The sequence below is a fragment of the Streptomyces sp. BR123 genome (assembly GCF_013401435.1).
In the GTDB taxonomy this organism is placed as follows: Bacteria; Actinomycetota; Actinomycetes; order Streptomycetales; family Streptomycetaceae; genus Streptomyces.
Map to the genome: position 1 here is coordinate 1 of NZ_JACBGN010000168.1, position 15,695 is coordinate 15,695.

Below are 15,695 nucleotides of genomic sequence, written 5' to 3' on the forward strand. Positions count from 1 at the left end.
CCGGTGCCGTCGGGGGAGGGGTAGAGGACGACGCCGAAGCCGTGTGCGGCGGCGACGCGGGCGGCTCCGGTGTAGACGCGGGCGAAGAATTCGTTGGTGAGGGCGGGGACGACGAGGAGGGCGGTGCGGGTGCTGCCGAGGCGGAGGTTGCGGGCGGCGAGGTTGGGGCGGTAGCCGAGGTCGGTGGCGGTGGTGCGGACGAGGTCGGCGGTGCGTTCGGAGACGCGGCCGCGCCATTTGTCGCCGAGGACGAGGGACACGGTGGCCTGGGAGACCCCGGCGGCGGTGGCGACGTCCCGGCTGGTGGGTCTCGTCACACGGATCTCCTGTAGTGGGAGGTCGGAGGGGTGGGGCCGGTTCTGCGGCTGGACCCCCGGGATGCGGCCATGGTACGTATGACTCGCCTAGTTATACGTATTACCCCGGCAGGTCCGGGCAGAAGGGGGCACCAGATGGCCGCGGGATACGCGGAGCTGCTCAGGACCAGGCATGCGGCGCGGTTGCTGGCGGGCACGCTCGTCGGCCGGCTGCCGAACGCCACGGCTGCGATAGCGATCGTGCTGTTCGTCCGGGCGGAGGGCGGGAGCTACAGTCTCGCCGGCGCGCTGGCCGCCGTGTACGGCGTGGCCAATGCCGTCGGGCAGCCGCTGCTCGGTCGTGCGGTCGACCTGTACGGCCAGCCGCGGGTGCAGCTGCCCTCGGCGGTGGTGGCCGCGCTGGGCATGGCGTGGCTGGCGCTGGCGGGTACGGGCTCGGCGCCGGTGGCGTATGTCGCGATGGTGGTGGCGGGCTTCTTCTCGCCGCCGCTGGAAGGCGGGCTGCGGGCGCTGTGGCCGAGTGTGCTGGGCGGCCGTGAGGACCGGGTGCACGCCGCATACGCGCTGGACGCGGTGGCCCAGGAGATCATGTACACGGTCGGTCCGCTGATCGTGACGGTGTCCGTCGCGCTGTGGAGCCCGGCGGGGGCGCTGCTGGTGATCAATGCGCTCGGTGTGCTGGGTGCGCTGTCCGTGGTGGTGTCGGAGCCGTCCCGTGCGTGGCGGTCGGAGCCGCGTGAGGCGCACTGGCTGGGTGCGCTGCGCTCGTCGGGGCTGCGGGCGCTGCTGGGTGCGTTCTTCTTCGTGGGCATGGCGTTGGGTTCGATCACGGTGGCTGCGATCGCTTATTCGGACCGCAATGGCGGTCAGGCGGTCTACGGGTGGCTGATGGCGGCGCTGGGTCTGGGTGCGCTGGTTGGCGGTGTGGTGTACGGGGCGCGGCAGTGGGGCGGGGCGCCGGAGCGGCGGCTGCGGCTGCTGGTGGCGCTGCTGGCGTTGGGCTATCTGCCGCTGCTGCTGACGCCCGGCCCGGTGGCGATGACGGCGCTGACGGCTCTGGCGGGCGTGTTCCTCGCGCCGACGATCGCCTGTGCGTTCATCGTGGTGGACCGGCATGCTCCGGTCGGTACGGTGACGGAGGCGTTCTCGTGGCTGGTGACGTTCTTCGGAGTGGGTGCGGCCGCGGGTACGGCGGTTGCGGGTCCGGCGGTGGAACTGGGCGGTGCGGTGACCGGGTTCGGCGTGGCCTGTGGGGCCGGTGCGGCGGCTCTGGTGGTGCTGACGGCCACTCAGCGGATCCTCGCTGCTCCCGGCCGGTCCCGGACCGTGGCGGGGTCTGCGGCGGGTGCGGTGGAGGCGGCGGAGGGGCCGCTCGTGGGGAACTGATCGAAACGGCGTTCCCGAAGCCGGTTTCAGACGAGGGCCAAAGGCGTAATGTTCAGTCATGGACCGCCGCATTTTCGGGCTGGAGAACGAGTACGGCGTCACGTGCACGTTCAGGGGACAGCGCCGACTGTCTCCTGACGAAGTGGCGCGCTACCTCTTCCGCCGTGTCGTGTCATGGGGCCGCAGCAGCAATGTGTTCCTGCGGAACGGGGCCCGCCTGTACCTGGACGTGGGATCGCATCCGGAATATGCAACTCCCGAATGTGACAACGTGACGGAACTCGTCACCCACGACAAGGCCGGCGAGCGCATTCTCGAAGGTCTGCTGGTCGACGCCGAACGCCGCCTGCACGAGGAGGGAATCGCGGGCGACGTGTACCTCTTCAAGAACAACACCGACTCGGCGGGAAACTCCTACGGCTGTCACGAGAACTATCTGGTGGCGCGGCACGGGGAATTCTCCCGCCTGGCGGACATCCTCATTCCGTTCCTGGTCACGCGGCAGCTGGTCTGCGGGGCGGGCAAGGTGCTGCAGACGCCGCGGGGTGCCGTGTACTGCGTGAGTCAGCGGGCGGAGCACATCTGGGAGGGTGTCAGCTCCGCGACGACGCGTTCGCGGCCGATCATCAATACGCGGGACGAGCCGCATGCGGATGCGGAGCGCTACCGGCGGCTGCATGTGATCGTCGGTGACTCGAACATGTCGGAGACGACGATGCTGCTGAAGGTCGGGGCCACCGACCTGGTGCTGCGGATGATCGAGGCGGGCACGGTGATGCGGGACCTGACCCTGGAGAACCCGATCCGGGCGATCCGCGAGGTCAGCCACGACACCACGGGTCAGCGCAAGGTGCGTCTGGCGAGCGGGCGTGAGGCGTCGGCGCTGGAGATCCAGCGGGAGTACTACGAGAAGGCGCTGGACTTCGCCGAGCGCCGGGGGATCCGGTCCGGCACGGTGGAGCAGGTGCTGGAGCTGTGGGGCCGGACGCTGGACGCGGTCGAGGCACAGGATCTGGACCGGATCGCGACGGAGATCGACTGGGTCATGAAGTACCAGCTGATCGAGCGGTACCGGGCGAAGCACGGCATGACCATGTCGAATCCGCGGGTGGCCCAGATAGACCTCGCGTATCACGACATCCACCGCCGGCGCGGGTTGTACTACCTGCTGGAGCGCAAGGGGCAGGCGGCGCGGATCTGCAATGACCTGAAGATCTTCGAGGGGAAGTCGGTGCCTCCGCAGACGACGCGGGCGCGGTTGCGGGGTGATTTCATCCGGCGGGCGCAGGAGCAGCGGCGGGACTTCACCGTCGACTGGGTGCATCTGAAGCTGAACGACCAGGCGCAGCGGACGGTGCTGTGCAAGGACCCGTTCCGTGCGGTGGATGACCGGGTGGAGAAGCTGATCGCCGGCATGTGACATCGCACTGATTGTGGCCAGGGCCCCGTACGGATCTCGTACGGGGCCCTGGCACGCCTTAGAGTGGCGACGACCGTTGCCGTCTGAGATCTGAGGAACACGTGCGCCGACTTGCCGGCCTGCTGGTCGTACCCGCTCTGCTGCTGTCCACGGCAGCCTGTGGCGACAGCGGCTCCGACTCCGCCGACATGAAGAACGGGGTGCCCGCGCTCACCGGGGGTGCCAAGTTCGGAGAGACCCCGAAGCTGTCCAAGGGCGAGGGCGACCCGCCGAAGGAGCTGAAGGTGGAGACCATCAGCGAGGGCACCGGCCCGGCGCTGAAAAAGGGCGACGTCGCTCAGGTCAACTACCTCGGCCAGGTCTGGGACGGCAAGGAGCCGTTCGACCAGAGCTTCGGCAAGGGCAAGCCGTTCGAGGTGACGATCGGCGCCGGCATGGTCATCAAGGGCTGGGACCAGGGCCTGGAGGGCAAGAAGGTCGGCAGTCGTCTGGAGCTGGTGATCCCGCCGGACCTGGGATATGGAGCCAAGGGTTCCGGCGACAAGATCAAGCCGAATGCGACACTGGTCTTCGTCGTGGACATCGTCAAGGGCACCAGCGTGCCGGCGTCCGCGACGGGCAAGGAGGTCCCGCAGGAGGACAAGGCCCTGGCCAAGGCCGGCACCAACACGGACGGCAAGGAAGTCTCCGTGACGGTCCCGAAGGACGGCGAGCCGCCGGCCAAGCTGGTCTCGAACTACGTGCTGGAGGGTGACGGCCCGGCCGTCAAGGACACCGACAGCGTCGTCGTGAAGTTCCACGGCAAGACGTGGAAGGACGACAAGACCTTCGAGAGCACGTACGCCCTCGACCAGACGGTGACCTGGCCGATCGACCAGATTTCGGTCAAGGGCCTCAAGGAGGGCCTGGTCGGCAAGAAGGTCGGCAGCCGCATCCTGCTGGTGATCCCGCCGGACCAGGGCTTCGGAGCGGAGGCCCGGGGCACGATTCCGGCGAACTCGACGCTGGTGTTCAGCCTCGACATCCTCGCGGTGATGTAAGACTGTCCCGGTCGTCCCCCCGGCCGCCGTCGGGGGGACCCGTACGTTTTTCTGAGGAGCAGTTCCGTGAGCGACAGGCTCGAGAAGCCCGAGATCGACTTCCCCGAGGGCCCGGCCCCGAAGGACCTCGAGATCGTGGACATCTGGGAGGGCGACGGCCCGGTGGCCGAGGCCGGCCAGAAGGTCTCCGTCCACTACGTCGGCGTGGCCTTCTCCACCGGCGAGGAGTTCGACGCCTCCTGGAACCGCGGCGCCCCGCTGCCGTTCATCCTGGGCATCGGCCAGGTCATCAAGGGCTGGGACCAGGGCGTCCAGGGCATGAAGGTCGGCGGCCGCCGCAAGCTGACCATCCCCGCCCACCTCGCCTACGGCGACCACAGCCCGACCCCGGCCATCCGGCCGGGCGAGACGCTGATCTTCGTCTGCGACCTGATGGGCGTCGGCTGAACCGGCCGCCCCTGACGGACCGAAGGGCCCCCGCCGTGCGGCGGGGGCCCTCGCTTTTGCCCGGGAGCGCCGGGGCGGTACGGTCAACGGTCACGGACATGCACTGGGAGAAGGGCGGAAGGGCGTCGATGGCGATTGCCAAGGCCGAGCGGCTGATGAATCTGGCGCTGTGCCTGCTGGGGACCCGCCGGCCGCTGAGCAAGCGCGAGCTGCGCGGCTCCATCGAGGCGTACATGGAAGCGGGCAACGACGAGTCCTTCAACCGCATGTTCGAGCGGGACAAGGACGATCTGCGGGAGCTCGGCCTCGTCATCGAGACGGTGGAGAACCTGGAGGGCGAGACCGGCTACCTCGCCCGCCGCGACAGCAACCGGCTGCCGCCCGTCTCCCTGGACGCGGAGGAGGCCGCCGCCCTGGGCCTGGCGGCCAAGGTGTGGCAGCAGGCCCGCCTCGCCGGGGCGGCCAGCGGCGCCCTGCAGAAGCTGCGGGCCGGCGGCATGCCGGAGGCGGAGGACCCGTACGGGGGCCAGCACAGCGCGATCGAGCCGCGCATCCCGGTCCACGAGGCGGCCTTCGAGCCGCTGATGCTGGCCTGCCGCGACCGCCGGCCGGTGGTCTTCGACTACCGCAAGTCCACCGCCGCCCGGCCGGAGACCCGTCACGTGGAGCCCTGGGCCCTGGAGTGCTGGCGCGGCCACTGGTACCTGGCCGGCCACGACCGCGACCGCGGGGAGGAGCGCGTGTTCCGGCTCTCCCGGATCACCGGCAAGGTCCGCTCCAGGGCCGGCACGTACACCGCCGAGGTCCCGGACGTGGTCACCGTGCGGGAGACCGTGGCGGGCTGGGCCGGAGAGAGCGCGGACCGCACCGCCGTGATCCGGCTGCGGGCCGGCGCCGGCTACCCGCTGCGGGCGAAGGCCACTGCCACCCGCGAGGGCGTCGCGGAGGGCTGGGACGAGCTGGAGATCCCGTACGGGCACGGGCTGGACGCCTGGCTCGTGGAGTTCGGTCCCGACGTCGTGGTGGTGGAGCCCGCCGGCCTGCGGGCGGACGTGGTGGACCGGCTGCGCGCCGTCGCCGCGGGCTGAGGCCGCCCCGGGCCGCAGGGAGGCGGCCCGTCCCCTCCGCCGCGGGCCGGGTCCGCGCCCGCACCGCCCGGCCCCGTCCCCGATCCGTCCACCGCACCATCCGCACACCGCATCCGTACGCACGATGCGCCCTGAGGGGGAGACCTACCAGCATGGCCGCCAACGCCATCGACCAGACCCGCCGGATGCTGTCCCTGGTGACCTACCTGCGCGAGCGCCCCGGGGCGCACGTCGCCGACGTCGCCCGCGCCTTCGGGATCACCGAGGACGAGCTGATCTCGGACCTCGACGTGCTGCCGATGTGCGGCACCAGCTTCCGGGGCGGCGACCTGCTCGACATCGACACCGACGGCGAGCGCATCTGGTGGCACAACGCCGACGCCTCGGGGGAGTCCACCGCCGAGCCGCTGCGCCTGGCCGCCGACGAGGCCACCGCCCTGCTGGTGGCGGCCCGCGCCGTGGCCACCCTGCCCGGGCTGCGCGAGAGCGACCGGGACGCCCTGCTGCGGGCCACCGCCAAGCTGGAGGCGGCCGCCGGTGAGGCCGCCGGGGCCAGCTCCCGGCTGTCGGTGACCTTCGAGGCGGAGGGCGGCGTCTTCGCCGACGTCGACCGGGCCATCGCCGAGCGCCGCCGCCTGTGGCTGCGCTACTACTCGCCCGCCCGCGACGAGCTCACCGAGCGCACCGTCGACCCGATCCGGCTCTTCGCGGTGGGCCACACGTACATGGAGGGGTGGTGCCACCTCTCCGAGGCACGGCGCACCTTCCGCCTCGACCGGGTGGCCGAGATCCGGCTGCTCGACGAGCGTTCCGAGCCGCCGGCCATCGAGCCGCGCGACCTGTCCGTGGGGCTGGTCCAGCCGGCCGCCGAGGACCCGCAGGTCGTCGTCGAGGTGGGGCCGGCCGGCCGCTGGGTGGCCGAGTACTACCCCCACGACAGTGCCGAGGAACTCTCCGACGGCGGCCTGCGGATCACGCTGCGCAGCCCGGACCCGGGTTCCCTGCGCCGCCTCGCGCTGCGGCTTGGCCGCGACGGGCGGATCGTGTCGCCGCCGGAGCTGGCGGCCAGCGCACGGCAGGCGGCCCGCGAGGCACTGGCCGGGTACGGGGAACAGGGCTGAGCCCGTGGGCGCGGGCCCGGATCCGCACGCACGGCCCCCGGTCCGCACGCACGGCCCCCGGTCCGCACGCACGGGCCGGGCCCGTGCGGGGCACCACACCGCCGGAGCCGGGCCGGCGGAGGCCGCGCCGGGCGCGGCCGTACCGCAGGGAAGACGAAACGGCTGAGAGGAGCGCCGACGATGTCGCGAATGTCTGGGCCGCGGGGCGGACAGGCCGCCGCAGGGCCGCCGGGACGGCCCGCCGCGGCGGGTCCGGTCTGCTTCAAGGCCGCCTGTCCCGACTGCCGGGCCCGCTTCGAGCTGGACGCGGCCGCCCTGCGGCTGGTCATCGGCGGCAGCCGGCGCACCACGTTCTACTCCTTCACCTGCCCCGAGTGCGCCGCGGCCGTCCGCAAGCCGGCCGGCGAGCGCATCGTGGAACTGCTGACCGGCGGCGGCGTGAGCACCCTGCGCAGCGTCTGAGGGCACCGGTGGCCTAGGCTCGTCCCATGCTGTGGCCGATGCTCGCAATCGCCCTGGGGTTCCTCGGGCTCACCGTCCTCGCCGTCCTGGCACTGCGCGTCTTCGCGGAGGTGCGGCGGCTGTCCGGCCAGGTCGCGCAGGCCAGCCGCCGCATCGCGGACGCCTCCGGGGACCTGGAGCGCGCGGCCGGGGACCTGGCCCGCGCGGGCCGGGAAACCGCAGGCCGATGAGCACGCGCGTCCGGCAGGTATATGGAAAGTGTGGGACGCGCCCCGTACGGTCTGAACCGGGCCGCGCGCAAGGTGGGGTACCCCCGGGGATTGCCGGTCGTTAACCCCCGGGGGTTACGATCCTTGGAGCGGTCCGAGGATCACGCCCTGTGCCGTTGCCACCACAACCAGCCGTTCCGGTGAGAAGGAAGAACACATGATCGGCAATCTGAAGCCCCTCGAGATCCTTCTGATCATCGCGGTCATCGTGCTCCTGTTCGGTGCGAAGAAGCTCCCCGAGATGGCCCGCTCCCTCGGCAAGTCGGCCCGTATCCTCAAGAGCGAGGCCAAGGCCATGAAGAGCGAGGGCGCCGCGGAGGACGCCGCGCGCACCGCCGACCAGGCACCGCAGCAGGCCGCCCCGCGCACCATCAAGGCCGCCCCCGGCGACGTGACCAGCTCCCGGCCGGTCGGCGAGCCGAACCACACCGCCCAGGGCTGAGCCGCGGGTCACGACCGCGGTCCGCCGTGGTCGCGATCACGGCTGCGCCGGTCATCTGCAACGAGACAAGGAACGTGGGTTGCTCAAGTCTGCCCGCAAGCAGGGGAAGCAAGGCCAGCGGCAGGAGAAGGACGCCGAAGGGCGGATGCCTCTTGTCGAGCACCTGCGTGAGCTGAGAAACCGCCTGCTGAAGTCGGTGCTGGCGATCCTCGTGATCACCGTGGTGGCGGCCGTCTACTACAAGGACGTCATCGACTTCATGCTGAAGCCGATGCTGGACTCCGTCGGCTGCACCGACGGGGTGGTCTCGCAGCGCAACGGCCGGCCCTGCGCCGACATGACCGTGAACGGCCTCATCGCGCCGTTCTCGATCGCCCTCAAGGTCTCGCTCACCGCGGGCGTGGTCCTCTCCGCCCCGGTCTGGCTGTACCACATCTGGGCTTTCGTCGCGCCCGGCCTGCACAGCCACGAGAAGAAGTACGCGATGGGCTTCGTCGCGCTCGGCGCGCCCCTCTTCGGCGCGGGCGCGGTGCTCGCCTACCGGCTGCTCCCGCAGACCGCCACGATCCTGCTCGACTTCACCCCCGAGCACGCGCGCAACCTGCTCCCGGTCGACGACTACCTCGACCTGGTCACGCGCATGGTCGTCGTCTTCGGCCTCGCCTTCGAGCTGCCGCTGCTGCTGATCCTGCTCAACTTCACCGGGGTCGTCACCGCGAAGCGCCTCGCCGGCTGGTGGCGCGGCATGGTCCTCGGCATCACGGTCTTCGCCGCGTTCGCCACCCCCACCGGTGACCCGCTGACGATGCTGTCGCTGGCCGCCCCGATCGTCGCCCTGTACTTCATCGCGCTCGGGATCTGCCTGGTCAACGACCGCAGGCGGCGCCGCAACAACCCCGACGCGCTGCTCTCCGACGACGAGGCCGCCGAGCTCGACCTCACGCCCGCGTCGATCGGCGCGGTGGAGACGGTCGCGGCCCCGGTGCCGCTGCCCGAGCAGACCGACGGCGGACGCGGGAAGATCAACGGTTACGACGACGCCACCTGACAGGTACGCCCCCAGCTACCGCCGGGAGGTGCCCCCGCGTGCGGTGAGCGCTGAGATCACCCTCTTCGTCAATCCCGCCGCAGGACGCGGCCGGGGCGTGCACGCCGCGCAGCCGGCCGCGTCCGCGCTCCGGGACGCAGGCTTCCACGTCCGCACCGTCGTGGGCACGGATGCCGAGGACGCCCTGGCCCGGCTGCGCACGGCCGTCCGGGAGGGAACCGGCGCGGTGGCCGCCGTCGGCGGCGACGGCGTGGTCTCCCTGGCGCTGCGGGCCCCGGCGGGCACCCTGGTACCGCTCGGGGTGGTCGCGGTGGGCACCGGCAACGACTTCGCCCTCGCCCTGCCCGTGCGGGAGCCCGCCCGGGCGGGCCTCTTCCCGTACCGGATCACCCTCGACGACGGCCCCCCGATCGAGACCGAGGCCACCCTGGTCGCCGTCCTGGGCTCCCCCCGGACGGAGTCTGGGGGAGGGTCCTCGTACGGGGGCGGCATGCGGATCTGCGCCGACGCCGTCCCCGACGACGGGCTCTTCGACGTCGTCGTCGGGGACGGCGGCCGGGCCACCCTCCTGAAGGTGTTCCCCCAGGTCTACAGGGGGACCCACCTCGGCCACGCCGAGGTCACCGTCCACCGGGCCGCGAAGGTCACGCTGGAGGCCGCGGGCCTGACCGCCTACGCCGACGGCGAGCGGGTCGGGCCGCTGCCGGTGACCGCCGAGTGCGTCCCGGCGGCCGTACGGATCCTCGGCCGGCGGCGGCCGGAGTCCGGCTCGGACCGGCCATAAAGATCGCGACTGTTGTCAGAGGCGGCGGGTAGGCTCGACAGCAAGATGACCGAAGAACTCTCACCCGCCGAGCGGTACGCCGCTGCCCGGATCCGCGCCGCCGAGGAGGCCACCGCCCTGGCCCCCTTCCGCGAGCTGTACGACTTCGACCTGGACGCGTACCAGGTCGACGCCTGCAAGGCACTGGAGGCCGGCAAGGGCGTGCTGGTCGCCGCCCCGACCGGCTCGGGCAAAACCATCGTCGGCGAGTTCGCCGTGCACCTGGCCCTGCGGCAGGGGCGCAAGTGCTTCTACACGACACCGATCAAGGCCCTGTCGAACCAGAAGTACGCCGACCTCGTCAAGCGCTACGGCGCCGACCGCGTCGGCCTGCTGACCGGCGACAACAGCGTCAACTCCGAGGCGCCCGTGGTCGTCATGACCACCGAGGTGCTCCGCAACATGCTGTACGCGGGCTCGCAGTCGCTGCTGGGCCTCGGCTACGTCGTGATGGACGAGGTGCACTACCTCTCCGACCGGTTCCGCGGAGCCGTCTGGGAGGAAGTGATCATCCACCTCCCCGAGTCGGTGACCCTGGTGTCCCTGTCGGCCACCGTGTCCAACGCCGAGGAGTTCGGCGACTGGCTCGACACGGTCCGCGGCGACACCGAGGTGATCGTCTCCGAGGAGCGGCCCGTCCCGCTGTGGCAGCACGTCATGGCCGGCCGCCGGATCCACGACCTCTTCGAGGAGGAGACCGACCACGGAGGCCGCGGCTCCGGGCGCCGCGAGGTCAATCCCGACCTGCTGCGCATGGCCCGCGAGGAGAACAGCCGCACCTACAGCCCCAAGGACCGGCGGCGCGGCAAGATGATCCGCGAGGCCGACCGCGAGCGCGAGCGCCGCTCCCGCAACCGGATCTGGACCCCGGGCCGCCCCGAGGTGATCGCCCGACTCGACGGCGACGGGCTGCTGCCCGCCATCAACTTCATCTTCAGCCGGGCCGGCTGCGAGGCCGCCGTCCAGCAGTGCCTGTACGCGGGTCTGCGGCTGAACGACGAGTCGGCGCGGCTGAGGGTCCGCGAGATCGTCGAGGAGCGGACCGCGTCCATCCCGGCCGAGGACCTGCACGTCCTCGGCTACTACGAGTGGCTCGAAGGCCTGGAACGCGGGATCGCCGCGCACCACGCCGGCATGCTGCCCACCTTCAAAGAGGTCGTGGAGGAGCTCTTCGTCCGCGGACTGGTCAAGGCCGTCTTCGCTACCGAGACCCTGGCTCTCGGCATCAACATGCCCGCGCGCACGGTGATCCTGGAGAAGCTGGTCAAGTGGAACGGCGAGCAGCACGCCGACATCACCCCCGGCGAGTACACCCAGCTCACCGGCCGGGCCGGCCGCCGCGGCATCGACGTCGAGGGCCACGCCGTGGTGCTCTGGCAGCGCGGCATGGACCCGGCCGCGCTCGCCGGTCTCGCCGGCACGCGCACGTATCCGCTGCGCTCCAGCTTCAAGCCCTCGTACAACATGGCGGTCAACCTGGTGCAGCAGTTCGGGCGGCACCGCTCGCGCGAGCTGCTGGAGACCTCCTTCGCGCAGTTCCAGGCCGACCGGTCCGTCGTCGGGATCTCCCGCCAGGTCCAGCGCAACGAGGAGGGCCTCGACGGCTACCGCGAGGGCATGACCTGCCACCTGGGGAACTTCGAGGAGTACGCGCAGCTGCGCCGCGACCTGAAGGACCGCGAGACGGAACTGGCCAAGCAGGGCGCGGCCCAGCGCCGGGCGCAGGCCGCCGTCTCCCTGGAGCGGCTCAAGCCGGGCGACATCATCCACGTGCCCACCGGCAAGTTCGCCGGGCTCGCCCTCGTCCTGGACCCGGGTGTGCCCGCCGGGCGGGTCAACGGGCACCGCGGCCAGGAGTACGCCGAGGGGCCGCGCCCGCTCGTCCTCACCGCCGAGCGGCAGGTCAAGCGGCTCGCGTCGATCGACTTCCCGGTGCCGGTGGAGGCCATCGACCGGATGCGGATCCCGCGCAGCTTCAACGCCCGCTCCCCGCAGTCCCGCCGCGACCTGGCCTCCCAACTGCGGGCCAAGGCCGGGCACATCACCCCCGAGCGGAGCCGGCGCGGGCGGGCCGCCGCGGCCGACGACCGCCAGATCACCCGGCTGCGCGCCGAGCTGCGGGCGCACCCCTGCCACGGCTGCGACGAGCGCGAGGACCACGCCCGCTGGGCGGAGCGCTACCACCGGCTCAAGCGGGACACCCAGGCGCTGGAGCGGCGCATCGAGGGGCGGACCAACACCATCGCCCGCACCTTCGACCGGATCCACCGGCTCCTGACCGAGCTGGACTACCTGCGCGAGGACGAGGTCACCGAGCACGGCAAGCGCCTCGCCCGGCTCTACGGCGAGCTCGACCTGCTGGCCTCCGAATGCCTGCGCGACGGTGTCTGGGAGGGCCTGAACCCGGCCGAGCTGGCCGCATGCGTCTCCGCGCTGGTCTTCGAGGCACGGCAGTCCGACGACGCGGTCCCGCCGAAGGTGCCCGGCGGTCCGGCGAAGGCGGCGCTCGGCGAGATGGTCCGCATCTGGGGCCGGCTCGACGCGCTGGAGGAGGAGCACCGCATCAACCAGGCGGAGGGCGTGGGCCAGCGCGAGCCCGACCTCGGCTTCGCCTGGGCCGCGTACGAGTGGGCCTCCGGCAAGGGACTGGACGAGGTGCTGCGCGACGCCGAGATGCCGGCCGGCGACTTCGTGCGCTGGTGCAAGCAGGTCATCGACGTGCTCGGGCAGATCGCCGCGGCCGCTCCGGCGTCCGGCGGGAGCGGGGGCAGCGGCAGCACCGTGGCGCGCAACGCCCGCAAGGCGGTCGACGCCCTCCTGCGGGGCGTGGTGGCGTACAGCTCGGTCGGCTAGCCCCTTCCGGTGCCTCCTCCGAAGAAGGCCATGGCCGGATCTCATTTCCCGCCATGATCACTTCGGGGTGCTCCTGTGGGACGATCGGGCCATGACCGGGCTCGGCGCCACCCCGGGCGGTGCCGAACTGGCCGGTGACCGGGCGGCGTTGGTGCTCCGCAACGACCTGGTGTTCGGGCTGATCGAGGGCGTCGCGGTGATCCACCGCTACGAGCCCGGCCGCCCGGTCGCGGCGTTCGCGGAGGCCACTGCGGACGCGGCGCTGCGGACCGCGGGCGTCATCCGGCACGCCGACCCCGCCCGGGCCGGGTCCGGCACGTGACCGGACCGGGTCGTGCTCCACGGCTCCTACACGGCCGGCGGTCCGGCCTCCCAGGCGGCGCGGTCCTTCCAGGCGAGCAGCTCCAGGCCGGACTCGAAGCGGTGCGCCAGGCCGGTCACCGGGTCGGTGAACGACAGGGTGCGGGCGAGGAGCTGCAGGGGCCGCCGGAAGTCGTCCGGGGCCGGGTCGGTGACCTCCGGGTACACGGGGTCGCCGAGGATCGGCAGGCCGAGGCCGTTCATGTGGACCCGTAGCTGGTGGGTGCGGCCGGTGTGCGGGACCAGCCGGTAGCGGCCCAGGCCACCCGCGGTGCCGAGCAGTTCCAGCGAGGTCTCGGCGTTCGGTTCGCCGCCCGGGACCTCGCTCGCGCCGATGATCCCGCGGACCTTCTCGATCCGGCTGCGGACGGTGCGGGGCAGCTCGACCGCCGGGTCGTGGACGGCGAGGGCCTCGTACTCCTTGCCCACCCGCCGCTCCTGGAACAGGCCCTGGTAGGCGCCGCGGTCCTCGGGTCGGATGCTGAACATCACCAGGCCCGCGGTGAGCCGGTCCAGGCGGTGGGCCGGACTCAGCTCGGGCAGGTCCAGCTCGCTGCGCAGCCGGGCCAGAGCGGTCTGGACGATGTGGCTGCCACGCGGGGTGGTCGCCAGGAAGTGGGGCTTGTCCACCACCAGCAGGTGGGCGTCCCGGTACACCACTCGGATCGGGAAGGGGACCGCCGGCTCGGGGTCCATGTCCCGGTGGAACCACAGGTACGCGCCCGGCTCGTACGGGTCGTCGGCGCGCAGCACCCGCCCGCCGGGGCCGAGGATCCGGCCGCCGCGCAGCAGGCGGGCCATGGACTCGGCGCCGCGGGTGCCGGCGTAGCGCTCGGTGAGGTAGCTGCCGAGGTCGGGCCACCTGCCGTTGCGGACGGTGGGCAGCCGCAGCCGGACCGGGTCGATGCCGTCGATCTGGGGGAGCGGGGCGGGAGGTATGCGGGTTCTGCTTCTCATCGGCTCCAGGCTAGTGCTCTGACCGGAAGGGCTGACCGCCTCTCGGCGTCGGGCACAGCACCGCTGCCTGGTCGGACCGCGCGAGTACGCCGGGTACGAGCTGCGGCCCTCGGCCTCGGGCGCACCGCACCCGACGCCGAGAGCCGCGCGCCGGCAAACCCTTCCGACCGGAGCACCGGGCAGGGCCCGGCGGGCTACGGCTGCTGCCGGGTGAAGGTGCCCAGCCGGTCCTCGTCCAGGTACTCGATGCGCATCGTGCCGTCCTTGAAGAACACGCCGGTGCGGCCGACGGCGTTCTCCCCGGCGGTCTCGTAGCTGAACGTGTCGCCGTCGTGGTGGTGGAGGGGGAACCGCTCGGGGCCGGGGCCCAGGGAGAGGGTGAGGCCGCCGCCGGGGTCCGCCGTGACCGTCGCCCTGCCGTAGTACGGGTTGTCGTAGGTGCCGGTGTAGGTGCTGTCGGCGCGGGGCGGTGCGGCACCGGCGGGCGGGTGGGCGTAGTCGGTCTTGGAGCGGTCCTGCCGGTCCAGCTGCGCGTAGAGCGAGGCGAACAGGGGCAGCCAGTCGGTGGTGGGCCTGCCGTGCTCGGCGGTGTCGAAGAAGTCCTCGGCGATGGCGTCGGCGAGGCCGGCCGGGGCGCCGTTGGTGAGGACGACGATGCCCAGCCGTTCCAGGGGCAGCAGGGTCACGTTGGTGTTGGCGCCGAGGTCGAAGGCGCCGGAGTGGCTGAGGCGGAGCCGCCCGGCGTCGTCGTAGGTGACGTTCCAGCCGAGTCCGTAGAACTGGGGCCGGCCCGTCGGGGTGGTGGCCTGCGCCACGATCTCGGGCAGGTGGGTGCGCTCCAGGGCCGCCGCCGGGACGATCCGCTTCCCGTCGAGGGTGCCCTCGCCGAGCTGCAGCCGCATCCAGCGGGCCAGGTCGCGGGCGGTGGAGCTGACCCCGCCGGCCGGGGCCTGGGCGTCCGGATCGCGGACGTAGCGGGGGGACCAGGTGCCGTCGGGGTTCTTCACGTGGGTGGCGGCGTGGTCGGGTGCGGCGGCGAAGGCGGAGAACTCGGTGCTGGTGCGGGTCATGCCGGCCGGTTTGAACAGGGTGTCGGCGCTGAGCTTCTGCCAGCTGGTGCCGTGGGCCCGGGCGACGGCCTCGGCGGCCGCGGTCAGCCCGAAGTTGGTGTAGGCGTAACTCGCCCGGAACGGCGACAGGGGCAGCAGGCGCAGGTGGTCCAGGATGTACGCCCGGTCGTAGCCCAGGTCCTCGAGGAGGTCGCCGGCGTGGTCGGGCAGGCCGCTGCGGTGCGAGAACAGGTCGGCCGTGGTGACGTGCCCGGTGACCCACGGGTCCTTGAGGGCGAAGCCGGGCAGCCCGGTGTGCCGGTCCCACTCGGACGGGTCCTTCATGGTGCCGGCGACGACGGTGGAGGAGACCGGCTTGGAGAGGGAGGCGATCTGGAAGACCGTGTCGGGGCCGACCGTGCCGGTCTCGCCGGTGCGCCGCACGCCGAAGCCCTTGAGGTAGACCACCTTGTCGTCGTGGACGACGGCCACGGACAGCCCGGGCACGCCCGTGCTGCGCATCCCCGCCGCGATGAACCCGGGCAGGCGGTTCACCGCTGTCGCGACGTCCTGGTCCGTCAGCCGGGGTTTCGGGGGCGGCGGGGATGCGCAG

General features: G+C 72.2%; 15 protein-coding genes and 1 pseudogene. 13 read left to right on the plus strand and 3 right to left on the minus strand.

The features are described from left to right. Positions 1-317, minus strand: a 317-nt coding sequence (locus tag HYE82_RS23370) for a LacI family DNA-binding transcriptional regulator (protein WP_179176103.1), incomplete at its 3' end; no start/stop codon positions are given. A gap of 135 nt (positions 318-452) precedes the next feature. Here HYE82_RS23370 and HYE82_RS23375 point away from each other — a divergent pair. The 13 genes and pseudogenes from HYE82_RS23375 to HYE82_RS23435 form a co-directional block, all read left to right on the plus strand. Beyond that, positions 453-1,703: an MFS transporter gene (locus HYE82_RS23375; RefSeq protein ID WP_179176104.1), complete on the plus strand. Its 1,251-nt coding sequence runs from the start codon at positions 453-455 to the stop codon at positions 1,701-1,703. A gap of 58 nt (positions 1,704-1,761) precedes the next feature. After that, positions 1,762-3,123, plus strand: a complete 1,362-nt coding sequence (gene pafA / locus HYE82_RS23380) for a Pup--protein ligase (RefSeq protein ID WP_179176105.1) — start codon at positions 1,762-1,764, stop codon at positions 3,121-3,123. A gap of 101 nt (positions 3,124-3,224) precedes the next feature. Further along, positions 3,225-4,163 carry an FKBP-type peptidyl-prolyl cis-trans isomerase gene (locus HYE82_RS23385; protein ID WP_179176106.1) on the plus strand — a complete coding sequence of 313 codons (939 nt, stop codon included), beginning with the start codon at positions 3,225-3,227 and terminating at the stop codon, positions 4,161-4,163. A gap of 66 nt (positions 4,164-4,229) precedes the next feature. Continuing rightward, positions 4,230-4,610 (plus strand): FKBP-type peptidyl-prolyl cis-trans isomerase, encoded by a 381-nt coding sequence (locus HYE82_RS23390; RefSeq protein ID WP_179176107.1) that lies wholly within the window; start codon positions 4,230-4,232, stop codon positions 4,608-4,610. A gap of 128 nt (positions 4,611-4,738) precedes the next feature. After that, positions 4,739-5,698: a YafY family protein gene (locus HYE82_RS23395; protein ID WP_179176108.1), complete on the plus strand. Its 960-nt coding sequence runs from the start codon at positions 4,739-4,741 to the stop codon at positions 5,696-5,698. A 152-nt stretch (positions 5,699-5,850) separates the two neighbouring features. Then, a complete protein-coding gene (locus tag HYE82_RS23400; protein WP_179176109.1) occupies positions 5,851-6,819 on the plus strand; it encodes a YafY family protein in 969 nt (322 codons plus the stop codon). 189 nt (positions 6,820-7,008) lie between these two features. Then, positions 7,009-7,281, plus strand: a complete 273-nt coding sequence (locus HYE82_RS23405) for a hypothetical protein (RefSeq protein ID WP_179176117.1) — start codon at positions 7,009-7,011, stop codon at positions 7,279-7,281. Between the two features lie 26 nt (positions 7,282-7,307). After that, a complete protein-coding gene (locus HYE82_RS23410; RefSeq protein ID WP_179176110.1) occupies positions 7,308-7,511 on the plus strand; it encodes a hypothetical protein in 204 nt (67 codons plus the stop codon). Between the two features lie 196 nt (positions 7,512-7,707). Beyond that, positions 7,708-7,992: a Sec-independent protein translocase subunit TatA gene (tatA, locus tag HYE82_RS23415; RefSeq protein ID WP_179176111.1), complete on the plus strand. Its 285-nt coding sequence runs from the start codon at positions 7,708-7,710 to the stop codon at positions 7,990-7,992. Between the two features lie 79 nt (positions 7,993-8,071). Further along, the gene (gene tatC, locus HYE82_RS23420; RefSeq protein WP_179176112.1) at positions 8,072-9,040 is read left to right on the plus strand and encodes a twin-arginine translocase subunit TatC; all 969 of its coding nucleotides are present in this window, start codon (positions 8,072-8,074) and stop codon (positions 9,038-9,040) included. 43 nt (positions 9,041-9,083) lie between these two features. Next, a complete protein-coding gene (locus tag HYE82_RS23425) occupies positions 9,084-9,824 on the plus strand; it encodes a diacylglycerol kinase family protein (RefSeq protein ID WP_179176113.1) in 741 nt (246 codons plus the stop codon). Positions 9,825-9,869: 45 nt separating this feature from the next. After that, positions 9,870-12,716, plus strand: a complete 2,847-nt coding sequence (locus HYE82_RS23430) for an RNA helicase (protein WP_179176114.1) — start codon at positions 9,870-9,872, stop codon at positions 12,714-12,716. A 127-nt stretch (positions 12,717-12,843) separates the two neighbouring features. Beyond that, positions 12,844-13,038 (plus strand): annotated as a pseudogene (locus HYE82_RS23435) (hypothetical protein); the annotation flags it as partial. A 26-nt stretch (positions 13,039-13,064) separates the two neighbouring features. On the opposite strand, the gene HYE82_RS23440 reads toward HYE82_RS23435, so the two are convergent. Next, on the minus strand, positions 13,065-14,033 hold the full coding sequence (locus HYE82_RS23440; protein WP_179176115.1) for a pseudouridine synthase: 969 nt from the start codon (positions 14,031-14,033) through the stop codon (positions 13,065-13,067). A gap of 194 nt (positions 14,034-14,227) precedes the next feature. Continuing rightward, a partial coding sequence (locus HYE82_RS23445; RefSeq protein ID WP_179176116.1) for a serine hydrolase occupies positions 14,228-15,695 on the minus strand: 1,468 nt, incomplete at its 5' end.